Annotated in this window: 16 protein-coding genes; 4 read left to right on the top strand and 12 right to left on the bottom strand. The window is 40.5% G+C overall.

Annotated features, from left to right (window positions below; all coding sequences use genetic code 11):
- The first annotated feature begins 42 nt into the window (after nt 1–42).
- The gene (locus F9B85_RS08685) at nt 43–1,074 is read left to right on the top strand and encodes an HD-GYP domain-containing protein (protein WP_151619993.1); all 1,032 of its coding nucleotides are present in this window, start codon (nt 43–45) and stop codon (nt 1,072–1,074) included.
- A gap of 114 nt (nt 1,075–1,188) precedes the next feature.
- Here F9B85_RS08685 and F9B85_RS08680 read toward each other — a convergent pair whose 3' ends face one another.
- Nucleotides 1,189–3,510 (bottom strand): mechanosensitive ion channel domain-containing protein, encoded by a 2,322-nt coding sequence (locus F9B85_RS08680; protein ID WP_151619992.1) that lies wholly within the window; start codon nt 3,508–3,510, stop codon nt 1,189–1,191.
- Between the two features lie 182 nt (nt 3,511–3,692).
- On the opposite strand from F9B85_RS08680, the gene F9B85_RS08675 reads away from it, so the two are divergent.
- A complete protein-coding gene (locus F9B85_RS08675; protein WP_151619991.1) occupies nt 3,693–4,196 on the top strand; it encodes a hypothetical protein in 504 nt (167 codons plus the stop codon).
- Between the two features lie 198 nt (nt 4,197–4,394).
- The gene (locus F9B85_RS14390; protein WP_170270342.1) at nt 4,395–4,535 is read left to right on the top strand and encodes a hypothetical protein; all 141 of its coding nucleotides are present in this window, start codon (nt 4,395–4,397) and stop codon (nt 4,533–4,535) included.
- 5 nt (nt 4,536–4,540) lie between these two features.
- Here F9B85_RS14390 and F9B85_RS08670 read toward each other — a convergent pair whose 3' ends face one another.
- The 10 genes from F9B85_RS08670 to F9B85_RS08625 form a co-directional block, all read right to left on the bottom strand.
- Nucleotides 4,541–6,082: a nitrite/sulfite reductase gene (locus tag F9B85_RS08670; RefSeq protein ID WP_151619990.1), complete on the bottom strand. Its 1,542-nt coding sequence runs from the start codon at nt 6,080–6,082 to the stop codon at nt 4,541–4,543.
- 109 nt (nt 6,083–6,191) lie between these two features.
- Complete coding sequence (gene cysC / locus F9B85_RS08665) at nt 6,192–6,785, bottom strand: adenylyl-sulfate kinase (protein ID WP_151619989.1); 594 nt, start codon at nt 6,783–6,785, stop codon at nt 6,192–6,194.
- A 57-nt stretch (nt 6,786–6,842) separates the two neighbouring features.
- Nucleotides 6,843–7,916 (bottom strand): inorganic phosphate transporter, encoded by a 1,074-nt coding sequence (locus F9B85_RS08660; protein WP_151619988.1) that lies wholly within the window; start codon nt 7,914–7,916, stop codon nt 6,843–6,845.
- 125 nt (nt 7,917–8,041) lie between these two features.
- The gene (sat, locus tag F9B85_RS08655; protein ID WP_207707081.1) at nt 8,042–9,172 is read right to left on the bottom strand and encodes a sulfate adenylyltransferase; all 1,131 of its coding nucleotides are present in this window, start codon (nt 9,170–9,172) and stop codon (nt 8,042–8,044) included.
- Nucleotides 9,173–9,217: 45 nt separating this feature from the next.
- On the bottom strand, nt 9,218–9,934 hold the full coding sequence (locus F9B85_RS08650; RefSeq protein WP_151619987.1) for a phosphoadenylyl-sulfate reductase: 717 nt from the start codon (nt 9,932–9,934) through the stop codon (nt 9,218–9,220).
- A gap of 124 nt (nt 9,935–10,058) precedes the next feature.
- Nucleotides 10,059–10,202 carry a YezD family protein gene (locus tag F9B85_RS08645; protein ID WP_243138120.1) on the bottom strand — a complete coding sequence of 48 codons (144 nt, stop codon included), beginning with the start codon at nt 10,200–10,202 and terminating at the stop codon, nt 10,059–10,061.
- A 208-nt stretch (nt 10,203–10,410) separates the two neighbouring features.
- The gene (locus F9B85_RS08640; protein WP_151619985.1) at nt 10,411–12,561 is read right to left on the bottom strand and encodes an ATP-grasp domain-containing protein; all 2,151 of its coding nucleotides are present in this window, start codon (nt 12,559–12,561) and stop codon (nt 10,411–10,413) included.
- A 211-nt stretch (nt 12,562–12,772) separates the two neighbouring features.
- Entirely contained in the window at nt 12,773–13,210 is a 438-nt protein-coding gene (locus F9B85_RS08635) for a peptidylprolyl isomerase (RefSeq protein WP_151619984.1), read from the bottom strand.
- A gap of 90 nt (nt 13,211–13,300) precedes the next feature.
- Nucleotides 13,301–13,981: a tetratricopeptide repeat protein gene (locus tag F9B85_RS08630; RefSeq protein WP_151619983.1), complete on the bottom strand. Its 681-nt coding sequence runs from the start codon at nt 13,979–13,981 to the stop codon at nt 13,301–13,303.
- 168 nt (nt 13,982–14,149) lie between these two features.
- Nucleotides 14,150–15,013 (bottom strand): methyl-accepting chemotaxis protein, encoded by an 864-nt coding sequence (locus F9B85_RS08625; RefSeq protein ID WP_151619982.1) that lies wholly within the window; start codon nt 15,011–15,013, stop codon nt 14,150–14,152.
- A 345-nt stretch (nt 15,014–15,358) separates the two neighbouring features.
- Between F9B85_RS08625 and F9B85_RS08620 the strand changes: the two genes are divergently transcribed.
- Complete coding sequence (locus F9B85_RS08620) at nt 15,359–16,150, top strand: TerC family protein (protein ID WP_151619981.1); 792 nt, start codon at nt 15,359–15,361, stop codon at nt 16,148–16,150.
- A gap of 74 nt (nt 16,151–16,224) precedes the next feature.
- Here F9B85_RS08620 and F9B85_RS08615 read toward each other — a convergent pair whose 3' ends face one another.
- The gene (locus F9B85_RS08615) at nt 16,225–17,622 is read right to left on the bottom strand and encodes a PAS domain-containing sensor histidine kinase (RefSeq protein ID WP_151619980.1); all 1,398 of its coding nucleotides are present in this window, start codon (nt 17,620–17,622) and stop codon (nt 16,225–16,227) included.
- Between the last annotated feature and the right edge of the window lie 211 nt (nt 17,623–17,833).

Raw genomic sequence — 17,833 nt, 5'->3', positions numbered from 1 at the left:
AACCTAATAATAGGTTTTTTCTCTCGAGGAAGGAGAAAGCGTATGGAAGCTCGTCCACAAAGGATTCGTGCATCTGCCGCCAGAATTGGCATGAAACTGGCCAATGACGTTTTTTCTCCCACAGGTTCTGTCATCGTCAACAAAGGAGAAGTCTTAACAGCCCATCTTTTACACAAAATCAGAATGCACAACGTAGAGCATCTTTATGTCATTTTGGGCCAACACTCCGCGCAAGAAGAGTACAAAAATATTAATCGTAAAGCCTTAAATCAGTTCACTCAAGTGTATAAAAAAACAGAAGCGCAAGTTAAATCAAGCATGCAAAATATATGTAAGGGTGAAGAAGTAGATCGTGATTGTCTAATAGACGTAACTCATCAAGTAATGAAATCAATTGAGGATCCCAAAGAGATTCTCAAGTATCTCTATGCTACGCAACTTGAAGAAAGCTCTATTTTTACACACAGCGTAAACGTATCTATACTTAGTAATCTTTTAGGTACTTGGCTTAATTACAGCGTGGAAGAAGTAAAAGAACTTACCATTGCCGCTCTTTTACATGATATAGGCAAAACAACTAATACCTATGATAAAGTTCATGATTATAAACTTCACCCCCAATTAGGCTACGACATGCTCAAAAAGCAAGGCTTCAGTGAAGCCATTGCCCAAGCTGTGCTTCTTCACCATGAGAATCTTGATGGCACAGGTTTCCCTCTAAAAGTAAAATGGAATGATATTACCGAATACGCTCGCATCGTTGCCATAGCTAATTACTATGACAACAAGACTACAGGTGGCAAAACCTTACAAGAAAGGCCAGACCCCTATAAAATACTACAGTTGCTAGAAGCTGATCGTTTTACACGCTTTGATATCAACTATGTCAATACTTTTATGTCCAAGATTGCCCATTACTACCTTAACGCCTGGGTTCGCCTCAGTGATGGTCGGAAAGCACAGATTGTTTTTATCAACAACTATGCTCTAGCCTCACCTATTGTAGAAGTAGACGGAGAGCTAATTAACCTTTATAGTCGTAGTGATTTGAAGATCGATCAGGTCCTGCAGTAGCCCTTAATGCATTTTTTGCCTATAAGAAGTACAAAAAAGCCTCTAGAGATGAGTAAAGTAAACTTGCTTAACTCTCTAGAGGCTTTTATCATGCCTATCTTCAGCTTATTCAGTTCAACCTGCTATTTCTTGCTTTGAACGCTTATTTCTTTCGAAGTCTAACTTAGGCTCTTGCTGGGACGTATTTTCCACTCGGAAACGCGGCGCTTTGTAATCAGAAGGCAAATAACCTTCCGGAGTGGTAACTTGATTGCCATCTCGCAGGGCCTGATATTGAGGCGATAAAATTTCAATTCCAGCTTCATTAAACTTATCTTGGATGTTTTGATGAATATCAGAATAAACAGCGGCCATACGATTGGGCTGATTCGTATAAGCGTTTAATTCATAGGTAGGATAATAATCGTCTAAACTGGTCTGATGAACAAATGGAGTTGGGTGAGGAAGTACATAAGGTGATGCTTCTGCCGCTTCAATTAGTAGCTTATGCACAGTCCTCCAAGGTATATCATAGCCAATGGTTACTTTAGTATGTAGAATAACGCCACCTTTTTGAGCCATAGAACTGTAATTGACTATATGGTTATTTAGAACTTGTATATTAGGTATAGTTATGTCCTCGTTTTTTGCTGTTCGCATTCTGGTCACGAGCAGGTTCTTTTCAATAATATCGCCAACAGTTTCAGCGATCTTGACTCGATCACCAAGGTTAAAAGGTCGCATATAAGTAAGAACAACACCAGCTACTACATTCGATATAGCTGAAGAAGAGCCCAGTGAAAAAAGCAAGCCAAGAAAAACCGTAATACCTTGAAAGATAGGCGAATCAGATCCTGGAAGATAAGGGTAAATAATGATCAAATTGAGAATTACAATAAATATGCGAACAATTTTATAAGTAGGCATGGCCCAATCGGGATAGAAACCTGAAAATTGAACTTTTCCTTTGGCAATCTGCACAAAAACATAACGGATAAACTTCAAGAGATAAAAAGACGAAACTATAACTAGTAAAATGATCGAAAAGTTAGGCAAATATTCTAACAACCATTCACCAGCCATTAAAAAAGGTGTCTTCGAATATTCCAGTAATTGCCCTGCTAGATCTCGAGTCCATGGAAAAAGACTAAAGACTATATAAAGATAATAGTAGCCCAAAAACAAAATAATCAAAGTACGCAAATAGTGCGTTGTCTTCAATAAAATTCTCGTAATTCTTTCAGGGGTCAACAATTCTAAAGTCTTAAGTCGTAGGGCATATTGTCGTTCCTGTTGAGTACGCTCAATGCGTTCTTGTATCCATAGCAAGATCTTTTTAGAGTAGCGAATAAATAGAAAGAAAATCAAGGTAGCTAGGATAGCATAAATTGCTCCTGAGATTAAACTTTCTGTACTACGCTCATTTCGATAGTTTACAATAGCTTGCTTAATCTTTTGGGTATATGCAGTCGCTAATTCCTGTCGGGTCAATCCTTCGACAGCACCATCAAGATCGGTTACTGTCATGAGCATAAAGTCGCCAGCCATGATCACGGAAACGTCATCTTCATCAAAGGTTCCTAAAGTTTCTGGAACAAAGCGGTTGTCTTTGGCCAACATAATAATACGCTCTGCAATAATTTGCGCTCGAATCTGTGGTGAAATAGTACCTGCCTCAACACGAATAGTTAACAAGTCTTCGCCATTAAAGTGAACAACAGAACTGCGAATCTGCTCTTCCTCTGGTACTTCTCTTACTGTCCTAGTTACATTTGTTGAAGTTGGAGGATCAATAGCTTGATTCGTTACCTCTGTAGAATTATTCACTACATCTAGCGACCTATTTGTATTTGGATTTTGATTTGGATTTGTACTAACATTGTTGGAAGGTTTTCTTTCGGCAGTAGCTTCTGTAGCTTCTGCTCCCCCTGAATTCGTCATGGCTGGTACAGGCGCGTCGGGAACTGTTGGTGTTGTCGGCACAAGAGGAACTAGCCTCGTTACAGGCTCACTTACTGCTGGCTCGCTCTCTGCCGGCTCGCTCTCTGCTGGCTCAATCTCTGCCTGCTCAATCTCTGCCTGCTCACTCTCTGCCAGCTCACTCTCTGCTGGCTCACTCTCTGCCAGCTCACTCTCTGCTGGCTCACTCTCTGCCAGCTCACTCTCTGCTTGCTCACTTACTGCTGGCTCGCTCTCTGCTGGCTCACTCTCTGCCGGCTCACTCTCTGCTGGCTCACTCTCTGCCGGCTCACTCTCTGTCGGCTCGCTCTCTGCCGGCTCGCTCTCTGCCGGCTCACTCTCTGTCGGCTCGCTCTCTGCCGGCTCGCTCTCTACTGGTTCACTTGAATCAGCTTCTTTATAAACGCCTATAACTGTTGATGGCCCATCTGCAAGCACTACAGGGACCATAAAAAAAAGAACTAATCCTATTAGAAAATATAAAGTTCTATGCTTCATAAAGCAGACACCTCAAAACCATAGAATACTACAATAGATACAAAAAATAACATCTGCACCCATACATTGCTATTTTTCGACACTGCCAAAAGCATTCCCTGTTATCTAAAAATATTTTTATTTTTCCAGCATTTTCCTTTTGCTTGGTGCATATATTTAATTGGGGAGGTGATCTGCTTTTCATGCGTCGATTCTGGACAAGCATTTTGGCGGCCTTTTTATTTTTTTTAATACCTGGATCTTGGGGCTGGACTATTGAAGACAAGCCTTTTATATTTCATGAAGAAGAAAAGCAATCTACTCTTTTACAGAAACAAGATCTTACAATGACTAAAGATTTGCAGAAGAGTCTAGATCTTCATGAACAGCTTTGGAATTTTGAGATAGCTTTCTCAGAACCTAATATTCGCAAGATTTATACAGAACCATTACTAACAGAAGTCCTACTGCTCTTAGCTTATCCAGCCGATTTTTATGAAACCGTAGAGTATCATAACCTTCAACTTATCTATAATCTTAATGGAAAAGCTATTGTTATTGGCGAAGGACAAAGCACTTACTTGCACGGAACTAAAGGCCTAATTACTGAAAAAATTGCAAGTCGTTTTCTGCTCTTTCAAACAGAACAAGGTTGGCGAATTTACGATATCGAAGATCTCGGTAAAGGTTTGATCAGCCAGCTCTAGTTAGTAGTAATTGTTTCTTCCGAGCAAAAGCGAAAAGTGAAAAAGCAAAAATTTTTTTTCTGGATGAAAGTAATGTAAAAGTTAGCAAGCATACAAAAAAGGAGCTACCAGCGCAAAGGTAGCTCCTTTTTTGTAACCCATTATTTTCCATTGTCATAAATATAATTGTAATCCTATTTGAAGAAAGGAGGTCCGACTATGTTGCCAAAACCTCCTGCACCTAAACCTAAACCAAAACCAAAGCGTAAACACAAGGTAATCTCCGTTACACTCCGACCTGGTGACCGTCTTGTTGTTTGCTGTAAGTGTGAAAAAAAACCAACTATTCTGCCTATCTGATGTAATTAAGAGTTATCTTCCCCAGAAGCCGCAAAAGCCCTATCTTTTGCGGCTTTTTTTTGAAAAAGCTTTACCATAATTAACTCTTTCAAGAAAGGTAGTAAATCCTCGGCTTTAACCATAGCAACTTCTTCTGTACACAGTTCACTTTGATCTGCCTTATCATTTTTTTGATAAATGACAAAAGCTTCTTCTACTTGCCCATCAATAAGACTTTTCTTAGCTTGTAAACCTATATCTGCAAGATGACGATGACCACAGCTGTGGGGGCAACCAACCATATGGATGCGTAAAGGAGGCACTTCTATGCCTTCTTCCTTAAACTGACGATCTAAAGTCTCCACAATTTCATATAACCGCTCTTTCGTCTGCACATTGCTATATTTGCAATATTCCCCACCTGTGCAAGCTAATACCTGACCTGTTAAGGGTGCAGGATAAATAGGTAATTGCTGAAAAACATCTTCTTTTACAAGGTCTCTTCCTCGATAAAAGGGTACGTGAGGAATAACCATGCTTTGACCGAAACCGAGGCGCAGTTCTCCCAAGCCATAAGCGTCTGCGATCTTAGCTAATTCATGAAGCTGAGTAGCCTTCAAATGGCCTCGAGGAATATGAAAAGCTAGATAATAGTAGCCCTTTTGCTTTTGCACCTGTAAACCATATTGAAATGACTTTTGATCTACTATCTGCTGACTCTGACCTTTTGCAGGCAATTCATAGCCTAGATATTTGATCAGCTTTTGCTGAAACTCCTCCACTCCCCAGCGCTCCACAAGGTGCTTCACTCGAGCTTTTTTTCGATCTTCACGACAACCGTAATCTTGAAAAAGAGTAGCTGTAGCTTGAGCTACATCGATAACTTGATGAGGTAGCACAAAAAGATCAAGCTCTTGGGCAACGCGAGCATCTCGTGACAAGCCACCACCAACATGAACATGAAAACCCTTGCTTTCTTGACCCTCTATATCTTGGCGAGCCGCTGTAAAGGAAAGACAATGAATGCCCTCAGCACCGCTTCTCACCCTACTTGAAGAAAGAGCAATCTTGAATTTTCGGGGCAAATCTTGGCAAGTACTATCTTCTTGAAAAAAATGATAGAGCTCTTTAATCAGTTCTGTGCAATCAAGCTCTTCCTGAGGATCAATACCTGTGAGTACAGGAGCTACAATGTTGCGAGTACTATCGCCGCCAGCACCAATTGAGGAAAGCTTAGCCTTTTGCAATAAAGTTAATACTGAAGGCATATCTTCTAGCTTTATGTTATGAATCTGTATAGCTTGTCGCGTAGTAATAGAAAGATAACCTTTGCCATAGCTGTTGGCAATGTGAGACAACACTTTACCTTGTTCACTCGTCAAAATACCTGCCGGCAAGGTAACACGAAGAAAGAGGAGAAACTTTTCTTTAGGTTTATGAAAATAGATGCCTGCCTTTTTGAGCATTTTTTGCTCTTCATCACTGATGGAGGCAATTCCTTGGCGCAAAATCTCTTCAATGGTTTCGGTCACTTGCTGAACCTTTTGTTCAGAATTAGTTGCTTTCAATTGAACCGTCTCCTTCTACCTTTCAGCAAAAATAGTAGCTACAAAAAGGAAAATAATAGATAGAACAGCTTAAGACTTACAACTTGAGTATAGATAATCTTGAAGAAAATTATATGATAGAGCGACTTTCTAAATACTTAACTACCTGATCTACACTTTCTTCAAGCGTTAAGCGGTCTGTTTCAATAATCAGATCTGGCGCTGATGGCTCTTCATAAGGAGAGCTAATACCTGTAAAGAAAGGAATCTTTCCTGCTCTTGCTTTTTCATAGAGACCTTTAGGATCTCGACGTTCACACTCTTCTAAAGAGCATTTCACATAGATTTCAATAAACTCCCCTTCAGGAACAAGCTCTCTGACTTGCTCTCGATCCTCACGAAAAGGCGAGATAAAAGCGGTTAAGACAACTACAGCAGCATCGACAAATAGCTTGGCGACTTCGCCAATGCGGCGAATATTTTCTTGGCGATCTTGATCAGAAAAGCCTAAATCTTTATTTAACCCGTGACGAATGTTATCGCCATCGAGTAGATAACTATGCACTTTTCGCTCATAAAGCTTTCGTTCTACAGCATTAGCCAATGTTGATTTCCCAGACCCTGATAAGCCTGTAAACCATAAGATAGCACTTTGATGACCTTTTTGCTTTTGCCGTTCTGTTTTGCTCAGCACCGTTTCGTGCCAGAAAATATTACTACTCATAGTTACGCCTCCTTAAAGGTTCTAGTTAAGTCTTGTTAATAATCTCTTACGTCAAGACTAGATACCGCCACCTTGATCGTGGATAGTACTTTTTTCTTGTTGAATAGTTTTTACCAAACTGATGACACCAAGGGTGGCTAGAAAAAGACTGGCCAAGACGAGTAGGGTATAGTAGTCAGCTTGGATAAAGAGAATGATGAAACCATAAGAAAGCACGAGAGATAACAGCGGTGATACGACCCATACTTTTAGAATCTTCTTAATAATACCTTTTTGCCAGAGCATAAAACCTTGACGAGCAGTGCCAATGCCCATAATTCCAGAAGTAGTTACTTGTGTAAGCGGAACAGGCAAACCAAAGATCGATGCGATGATTACGAGAGTACCTCCTGTGAAAGAAACGGAACTTCCTTGTAAAAGCGTCAAGTCTGTAATCCTTTTGCCGTTTGTTTCTAGTACTTTTCCACCGAGTAAGAAAGCACCAAGGGCAACAAAAAGTCCTCCTAGAATGACGGCTAGAGAAATATCAAGCAAACCTGCACCTACAAGAGGTCCAACGGCATTGGCAACATTGTTCATACCAGCGGCATAAGCTTCGAGAGCACCAGCTGTAATGAGTAAGATAGTTAAAGGCTTTTTCCATCTACCTTCACCTTTTAATTCAGGCCAGCGCTTTTCCATCTTGAGCACAAAAGTACCAAAAAGATAAGATATTCCAAAAGCTATAATAGGTGTAATAACCCAGAAAGCGACGATCCAGGCCAATTTATGATAATAAAGACTTTGGAAAGCTATACCAGCACCAACGATAGAGCCCACAACAACTTCACTAGTTGACAAGGGTATCCCTAAAAGGTTGGCAATAAATAAAGTTAGGCAGGCAGCGGCCAAGACGATTATAACTATTTCTACTGTTAAGATCGTAGAGGGTATAATCCCAGAGCCGATGGTGCGTACAACTTCGCCGCCACTTAAAGCTCCTAAGAAGGCCGCTATAGCTACTAATAACATGGCAGTTTTTTTCTTGAGAGCGCCACTGCCATAGGCGGGGCCCATGGCCGCGGCAGTGCCGCTAGCACCGATGTTCATAGCAAAGAAAAATGCTACGGCGAAGGCTATATAGAGAAGCATGGGCTGTCACCTGCTTTATCGATTTATTGGCTGGTAGGAAGCTTAATAAACTTGAAAGTGCTTAATGGTAATTGATAAAAAGTGCTTTGTATTGATCTGCTTCTTTCTTGCTCTAGTTCTTTCTCTTAACTGTCTTGTAAGCCCTTAATTAAGACCTGAGCTACTTCAGCTCTTGTAAATTCTGGTGGGGGAACTATACCCTGACGCAACATTTCTCGTACTTTCGTACCTGATAAGGTCAGATGATGTTCCTTTCCATGTGGGCAAGTTTTGGAGGAAGCCATATTGCCGCACTTTTGGCAAAAGAAGGTGTGTTCGAAGAAGAGAGGCCTGATTCCTAGTTCGTGAAGATTGAAGTTATGGAAAATCTCTTGAGCTTCATAAGTTCCGTAATAGTTACCAACACCAGCATGGTCACGGCCTACGATAAAATGGGTGCAACCATAATTTCTGCGAACAAGGGCATGAAAGACGGCTTCTCTTGGTCCTGCATAGCGCATGGCCGCAGGGAAAAAGGCCATAAAGACGCGATCTTTGGGATAGTAATTCTCAAGTAAAACCTGATAACTTTCTATTCTTATTTCTGCTGAGATATCGTCGGATTTCGTTTCCCCCACAAGAGGGTTCAGGAAAAGTCCATCTACAATCTCTAGGGCCGCTTTCTGAATATATTCATGGGCGCGATGAACGGGATTTCTAGTCTGAAAGCCAACTACGCGCTCCCAGTTGCGCGAAGAAAACTCTGCTCTCGTCTCAGCTGGCGTAAGATAAAAGTTACCGAATTTCTCCCGTTCATATTGCTTGATGCCAATAACATCTCCAGCAAGGTATACATCGCCTCGTTCAAATAACCTTTTAACACCTGGGTGCTCACGATCTGTTGTTTTGTATGCTTGAAGAGCTTCTTCTTCTTTGTTAGGCAAAAACTTTTCTTCTAACAATAAAATGCCGTAAACTTCTCCTTGGTAAGTGAGCTTAATTTTACTTCCTAGTGTAAGGTCTTTAGCTATAGCTTCATCAACAGGTAAAGTGATAGGCAAAGGCCAGATAGAACCGTTTTTCAAGCGCATGGAATGAAGAACTTCTTCATAATCTTCTTGATTCATAAAACCACGCAAAGGGCTGTAACCACCGTTAATTAACAGCTCAAGATCAGAAAGAGCATAAAAATCAATTTCTACTTCTTTGGCGACCAAGCTAGTATCATAATCCTTTTGCATGACATTGACGAGTTCGTTCTTAGTTGACAAGGTCATAAATGGACACTCCTTTTATTTTTCGAGTTGATAAGATATAGCACATTACTGGTGCAAACCACATTCAGTCTTAGAACGGCCAGCCCATCGACCGGCTCGGCTGTCTCCGTCTTCAGCTACAGGTGCTGTACAGGGAGCACAACCGATACTCGGGTAGCGCCGATCATGTAATTTGTTGTAAGGCAAGTTATGAAGATTGATGTACATCCATACTTCATCCCAAGTCCAGTGAATTAGAGGACAAACTTTGACTTTGCCAAAACGTTTATCGGCATTAACAAACTGAATATGTTGTCGCGTTGCGCTTTGTTCACGCCGTAAGCCTGAAAACCAAGCGCTATATTGCTGTAATGACTTCTCTAGTGGTGCTAATTTACGTTCTTTACAACATAAATCAGGTTTTACTTCCCATAATTTCTCATCTTCTGCTTTTACTTGCTTCTCTCTGTTCTGAGCTGGTTTTATCATCTCAATATTCAATTCTGGATATCTTACTTTTACTTCGTCAATAAGTTCATAAGTTTCCGCAAAGTGTAGTTCTGTATCGATGAAAAGCAAGGATGCTTTTGGCTTCACTCGATAGATTAGATCTATGAGCACCATCGCTTCTGCTCCAAAGCTACAAGCATAAACTAAGTCTTCATCCCATTGACCATAGGCCCAGCGAATTACATCAAGAGCATCTAGATTAGCCAACTGGTCATTTATCTTTTTGTAATCGTCAGGACTTAAGATCGCGTAACGCAATTTATCTTTATCCATGTGACCACCTCCAAGCTATCTATATAGACAAAAAGGCGCCATTGACACTTTTTTATGTCATCGGCGCCTCTAGTATTTCTAGTCAGCCCAATTTGAGAATATGTTACTGTCACGAAAAAGGTGCTTACTTGAGTCTAATCTTTTCGTTTTTCTCTAATTGAATTACTTTTCCATCTTGTACTACCAGGGTTATAGTGCCATAGCGAAGGGAGCCTAGCATTTTCTCCAGATGTTCATACAGTTCTGTTTGCTCTTTTTCTTTAGCCACTTTTATCTCCCCCATTCCCTATGTTTTAATCCCGACTATTCTTATCTGGATTGCTGTATTTGATCTTATTCTATCTTTTGGAACTCTTGCTGTCAACGGTTCTTTCGAAAAAAATAAGTTTACCTGTAAAAAAAGAGCACTCTCTTAGCTTCATGCAAAAAGAGTGCTCTTTTTTTAGTTATAGTAGGCATTTCATTACGGAGTATTTTTACTTTATTTTGCGTAAGAGAAATAGACTTAGCAATAAAGTCCTCTGTAATAATTCACCCCTTGGAATAGCTTCATGAGGTGTATATAGATCACGACTTGCTGGAGCTAGTCCACAGAGTACTGGAATATTCTCAGGAACGACACCTGCCGCAGAAGGCAGTAAACCTCCTTCCAAACCAAAAGGTAGCTTCCATTCTTCTGAAATCTGTTGCAACTGCTCAATCAAACTATTACTTTGAGCCGTTTTCGAGAGTGAAGGTCGCTCTTCTAGTTTTTCTAGATAGACTTGTAAACCTTTGCTATCAGCATTGAATAGCTTTTTCAATTGCTCTTCCGCTTTGTCGGCAAGCTTTTCATTCATATAGGTCACATAAATAGTAGCCCAGACGCGGTGAGGCATAAGTACACTAAAGCGCTCTGACTTCACTTCCTGCACAACTACAGACAGTTTTTGATCTGATTGACTGATAGAGGAACACTTTTCTGCTTTTTTCAAAAACCAACTTAAGACATCGCTATAATTAGCTTTAGCTCCTATGCGCTGTGGTTGTCCTTCTACTAGAAGACTGTACTTACGAGAGCCTCGCCGCTGATCGACAACCTTCCCCGTACTAAAGCCAGGTTGAAGAACAAGCACTTCTCCTGCCTCTTGCGCAGACTGCTTCAGCAAACTACTGCTATAACGCATACCACGGCCCTCATCAGTATAGACAAAAAGGCCTACTGGCGTAGTGCGCAGTTTCCGCAAAGATCGTAAAGCTTCAAAAGCTTGTAAAGCGCAGACTAGACCAGCTCGACTAGAAGCGATTCCCTCCCCAAAAAGCCACTCGGGATCACGGCGAAAAGGAACAGGAAAGCCACCTCGTTCTCGAGGTGTATCAACAGGAACTACCAGTAGTGTACCTCCACTTAACCCCGCCTTAGTCTGCCAGGTCCAAGCAGAGCGACCATTAGTGTACTTTTCGAGAGCCTCAAAGCCTAGTTTGTCCATTCGTTGTCCAATTCGTCGAAGTACAGCACTTAAGCCAGCCGGATCGTCAGTGCTACTAGAAAGGTTAGTCCAGCTCTTTAGCTCTTCTTCAGCTTTATCACGATTTTTGGTTAAGAAGTGAAAAGACTTCTTTTCTTTACATGTCTCATCGCTACTCAAAGTTGTTACAGGATGACCAAAGTAGCGTTGAGCCGCTACTTCTACCAGCTTATTAACGAGAGCATTATAATCAAGACCAATATGTTGAGCACCAAAAACGTAAGAAGCATTTTCACCTAGACTAGGAAGAGAATTAATCTCTAAGATATAGGGGTTTCCATCTTTGTCAAGGCGAAAATCTACACGAGCGGCATCAAAGCAACCGAGTGCTTTAAAAGCATCTATAGCTAGCTTCTGTAGACGCTCTATTTCTGCTTCACTAAGATTAGCGGGACAAATCTTGCGTACTTTACGCCCACTAATCTCCATCTTGTCTTCATAACTGAAAATCTGCTCACCTTCGCCAAAATCTAACTCCACAGGTGGCAGTGCTTGAACAGGATCGTTGCCTAGTAAGCCTACATTAATCTCGCGACCTTCAATATATTCTTCTACTAGTGTTGGTGCTTGAAACATCTCGTAGATATTGGCAACGCCAGCCCTTAATTCTTCCTCATTATGAACAATACGTAAGCCTAATGATATAGACTCGTCTTTTGGCTTTACAATCAAAGGATAGGATAGATCTTCTGTCAAAGGGGAGTCTGCTTTTTCCAGCACGCAAAAACGAGGTGTGGGCAACCCTTTGTGCATTAAGATAACTTTAGTTACTACTTTATCTAGTGCTATAGCTTGTGTCTCCGGACCTGAACCAACATAGGGAATTCCTAGCATCTCTAGAATACCAGGAACATGAGTATAGCGAGCTCGACCTTGAATACCATAGCTAAGATTGAAAACTAAGCCAGGCCGTTCGCCTGAGATGACAGAAGGCATAAAGTCTTCTAAATTACTGATAAGGTTCTTGTCACCTTCAAAAGTTTTGACCTGAAAGCCACCTTGTTTGATAGCGTCACGGATCATTTGGATCGTCTTAAGACCATACTTCTCTCGATTAGGGATGCCAAAAAGATTGATTACAGCCTGGCTATCGCGATTGTACACGATGGCAATTTTCATATGCTCACCTCATCAGAATTTGCGGCCACCCATATTGACAAATCGACAAAATCTAACCTAATTTGAGTATAGCTGATCTGCAAATTCTGACAAGATAGCAAATCGAAAGTGGTAAAAAATATATAAAAAAAGAAGAGATCTTAACCTCGCGCTTGCGCTGTTAAGACCTCTTCTAAGCTTTGCTTATTATGCAAATGCACAGGAAATCATACTATGCTTGATCTTCTTCAATCGTAACTTTAATCATTTTATCGCCTCGACGAATCTGATCAATTACATCTAGACCATCGATGACACGACCAAAGACAGTGTGGTTGCCATCAAGATGTGGCTGAGGGCTATGGCAGATAAAAAACTGACTCCCACCTGTGTCTCTACCGGCATGAGCCATAGATAGGCTACCTCTTAAATGCTTGTTGGGGTTGTTCTTTACTTCGCAAGGAATTGTATAACCAGGGCCGCCCATGCCAGTTCCCTGGGGACAACCGCCTTGAATCACAAAGTCTGGAATGACTCGGTGAAAGTTTAGGCCGTCGTAATAGCCTTCGTTGATTAACTTTTCAAAGTTAGCAACCGTACCTGGGGAATCGTTCTCAAAGAGAGCAACAACCATAGTTCCTTTTTCTGTCTCGATAATTGCTTTTTTCAAGGTAAGACCTCCAAATCCTTTTGATACTAATCTGTACACCTTTACTAGTATAACAGGTAAGTACCATGGTAGCAAAAATAAGAGAAAGAACTATTTCTTTTTTCTCTTCCCAGAACTTTTTTTCTTCTTAGGAGGAGCTATGCCTACTTTTTTCTGAGCTTCCTCATCACCTTGCTGAGCCGCTTTTTGATACCATTGGTAAGCTTCTTCTGGATTAGCTATTGTACCTATACCTTCTTCTAACATAAAAGCAAGGTTGAATTGGCTGTCTACATGACCTTGCTCTGCCGCTTTACGATGCCACTGTAATGCTTCTTGATCATTTTTCTCTATACCTTGACCTAGTGTCAACATCATAGCTAATTCAAATTGGCCATCGGCGTCACCCTGTTCAGCTGCTTTCTGAAACCAGTACACTGCCTTTTGGGCATCTACAGGCACACCAAGACCTTCAGCATACATGTGACCTAAGGTAACCTGCCCTTCTACCAGACCTTGTTCTGCCGCCGCCTTATAGTAATGGGCCGCTTTCTCTTCATCAGCTCTAGTGCCCCAGCCATCTTCATACATTCTGGCTAGACTTAATTGAGCCAATGCATGACCTTGTTGAGCTGCTTTCTCATACCAGGAAAAAGCTTCTTTGCCGCTTTCTTTGATGACTCGACCTTCTTCATAACATTGAGCTAAGGTATACTGAGCTTGGGCATCACCAGCTGTAGCTTCTTTTTGACAAACTTCTAGATCTACTTGCTTGGGATTATCTTCTGTCATTTTTAGAGAGCCTCTCTTTCTTTTTATGGCAAGTACGGGGATGGGGAAAACCCAGAAACGCATAATGGGAAGAGCTATATAGGTAGTTATGTTTTTTATAGATCTTGACGTACTTATTATTGTACTAAATTATTACTGAGGATGAAACAGGCCCTGAAGGTTAAAGGCTTACACTGTGCTTTTGGTCAGGTCAGCTAGACGACTAGATAGACCACTTATATCTTGGATGCTGGCAGTTATTTCTTCGCTAACGGCAGCTTGTTCTTGTGTGTTGTTAGTTGATTTTTCAACACTTTGTAAAGCTTGTTCTAACATGACATTGATTTCTTCTGTTAAGTCGTTTATCTGCTTAGATGTATTCATCGATTCTTCTGAAAGTTGACGAATTTCTTCGGCCACAATAGCAAAGCCTCGACCACGATCGCCTACGCGGGCCGCTTCAATAGCCGCATTGATGCCAAGCATTTTCGTCTGTGAAGCTATTTTATTAATAAACTTTAAAGTTTTATTGATTTCTTGAATACGAGTTGCTGTCTGATTAATGAACTTATGTAAGTCTTTTTCACTTTGATGTAAGTGCTCCGAAGTTGCAGCCATTTCTTCTGAAGAAGCAGAAAGTTGGTGGAGAGATTCCGATAAAGTAGAAGAAAGGGAGATCATTTCCTTTTTTACGATAGTCCACTTTTCGGTAGAAAGACCGATCCCTAGACAACCTATTACATTACCTGATCTGTCCACAATAGGTGTCATCATAGCTTTAAAAGGTACGCCATAGACATGCTCTGGTACTTCACCAATCATCTGCTTTCCTGTCTTCATAACTTCTAGAAGCAGTTCGCCCGGCGGTATGGTGTCGCCTTCTCGCACACGCACATCTACCTTCTCACCTGGCAAGTAATAGATAAATTTCTCCCTGTCAGTAATACAGACCATCATATCTACATCAAGAGTTCCTCTCAGATAAGGTGCTACCACTTTGAAAGACTCTACAAATCGCTCATCCGATATCTTAATAGCCAGCACCCCCTTCATCTTCTTACCATCTTAAACTATTTATACTATCTACCTGTTATTTTTTGTATGGTTTTATTCAACAGATGCAAAAGGAAACCCTGCTCAATAAACTCATTTTTTACAAAAAACATTATTGACAAAGTACTTAACAGTGCTGATAATAGGACTAGGACATAATTGGCCCAAAGGGGAGTAGCTGTTACAATAAAGTCGTCATTACGAGATAAAATCTCCGGCTTTATTGGCAACCTTAAGTTGTTAGCGAGACCTTTGCCTGCGCAGGTAAAGGTTTATTCGAAAGACCTTTGCCTGTATAGGTAAGGGTCTTTTGTGTGTCTAGAAATAATTTAAGGAGGGAATATCATGGAGCTTTCAATGTTCTTAGAGTATGGTTGGGTTTTGCTTGTGCTCATCATAATGGAAGGCTTGTTAGCGGCAGATAACGCTCTAGTATTAGCACTCATGGTAAAACACCTTCCGGAAAAAGAGCGAAAAAAAGCTTTGTTCTATGGCTTAGCTGGTGCCTTCTTCTTCCGCTTCCTATCCCTATTCACCATATCTTTTATGGTTGGAGTATGGCAATTGCAAGCGATAGGCGCTATCTATCTACTATTCATTGCCTTGAATCATATTTTCCGGAAAGTGGTACTTAAGAAAGTAGAAGCTGAAGCTGAAAACAGTGCGACAGATGAAGAAAAGAATGGCTCTGGTTTTTGGATGACTGTTTTCAAGGTCGAGTTAGCAGACATTGCTTTTGCTGTTGATTCTATTCTAGCCGCCGTTGCTCTTGCTGTTGCCTTACCTAAGACAAACTTACCTGCTATTGGAGGTATGGACGGCGGACATTTTCTTGTCGTCTTTATCGGTGGTTTTATTGGCTTAGCTATCATGCGTTATGCCGCTACTTTCTTCGTCAAATTGCTACAGCGCAAGCCTGGGCTAGAATTAGCGGCCTTCTTAATCGTCGGTTGGGTCGGTGTAAAGCTATCTGTCTTCACTCTCTCACACCCTGCCCTTGCGGTCTTACCAGAAGGTATATCTCACATGCCTGAATGGAAATATACTTTCTACGGTGTGCTAGTACTTATCGCTCTTGGTGGCTGGTTCTTATCAGAAGAAAAACCCTTAGAAGTAGCAAAGCAAGAGTCTCTATAGATCCAACAGTATTTTGGAGTAACATAGAAGCAAAAAAAAGACGATCCCTGCCCTAGAGCAGTGGATCGTCTTCTTCATTTCTTCGCTACAAGGGGCAAGGTAACATAAACTTTTGTACCCTTATTAAGACCATCGCTATAAATCTCAATCTTACCAGAGAGCTTATGAATTGTTAATTGACAAATAGTTAGACCAATTCCAAGGCCTCCAAACTTTCTGGTAGAAGTGCCATCAGCTTGTACAAATTTTTGGAACAAGAGAGCTTGTTTTTCTGGATCTATGCCAATGCCAGTATCGATAATAGAGAACAATACCTCATCTTCCACTAGATCTGCTTTGACCGTAATTTGACCTTCTTCAGTAAACTTTATGGCATTCCTAAGCAAGTGACGCAATACTTCTCGAACTTTACCATAGTCAGATTTTATTATCACTTCTTTTTCGATACTATGGGTAGTAATCGTAAGAGAGCTTGCTAAAGCTTGTCCCTCAACATAGTCTCTTAACTCTTGTAAGATGTCTTGTAAAGAAAAGTGGGAGATAGTTAAGTCTAGCTTATCCGATTCCAGCTTAGATAAGGTTAAGATATCATCAATAATTGTCAAGAGATCGGTGCCATTTTTTTCAATGATGTTAATAAACTCTAATAACTCATCAGGATCTTCAAATAATCCTTCCTTGATCAATTGAGAAAAACCAAGTACTGCATTCAACGGCGTGCGTAATTCGTGTGAAACATTAGCCAAAAACTCATTCTTAATCTGTTCGAGCTTCATAAGTTTTTTATTCGTCTCTTCTAGATGGGTTGCATAAATTTTTAGTTCTTCATTTTTCTTAGCTATGATAGACTCATGCATTTTCCGTTCCGTTACATCGCGAGCAATGCCTTCAATACCAATTATTTCACCTTGCTTATTATTAATAGGTACAGCTCGTAAGCTTAAATGCTTAAGGCTACCTTCTTTGTTGATAAATCGAAAGTAATGTGTCTGATGATTGGGATGAAGGACAAAACTCTTGAACTCTTCCCGATCTTCTTCATGAATTAGTTCGAATAACAGTTCTGGATAAGCGTAAAAGTACTTGGGACTGTGACCTGTGATATTTTCCACTGAAGGACTGATGAAAAGAAAAGCAGGTTTAGAATTGAAAATAAAACGAAAGAGAATATCTTCGGCATTCTCGACAAAAAGCCGAAATGATTCCTCTGACTTTAATAAAGCTTTTTCTGTTTCTTCGATTCGCTTAGCGTAATAATTAGTCATGAGAAATAAGAGCACACCGGTAGAAAAAATGAAAAATAAACCTTTGTAAACTTCAACGTTGGGAAAGCTTCTATTGTAGTCTTGAAATCCATGAACAACAATATCACTCGCTATAATCCATAAAGAACCGAAAAAAACATAAAGCATAGTAATTTTTATTGGAAAGCGCTTTAGTAAATCGTATAACTGCTTCCCTTGATTATTCATCAGACTCACCCCTTTATTTGGGAAATTCCGATCTTATTGTACCATTTTAGAGCTAAAAGTCTCGTAAAAAAAGTCGAAAAACGTCGAATTCAGTTGTGAAAGTATTAACTAGCAACAATGGTTTTTGTTGCTAACTTTTAAAAACACAAAAGGCTTCCTTTTCTTAAAAGTAGAAAAGGAAGCCTTTCAATAGATAAGAGATATCTAATTA

This window comes from Heliorestis acidaminivorans (assembly GCF_008933955.1).
GTDB classification, from domain to species: Bacteria; Bacillota; Desulfitobacteriia; order Heliobacteriales; family Heliobacteriaceae; genus Heliorestis; species Heliorestis acidaminivorans.
The sequence above is the reverse complement of the archived record's forward strand: the minus strand, read 5'-3'. Positions and strand labels throughout refer to the sequence as shown.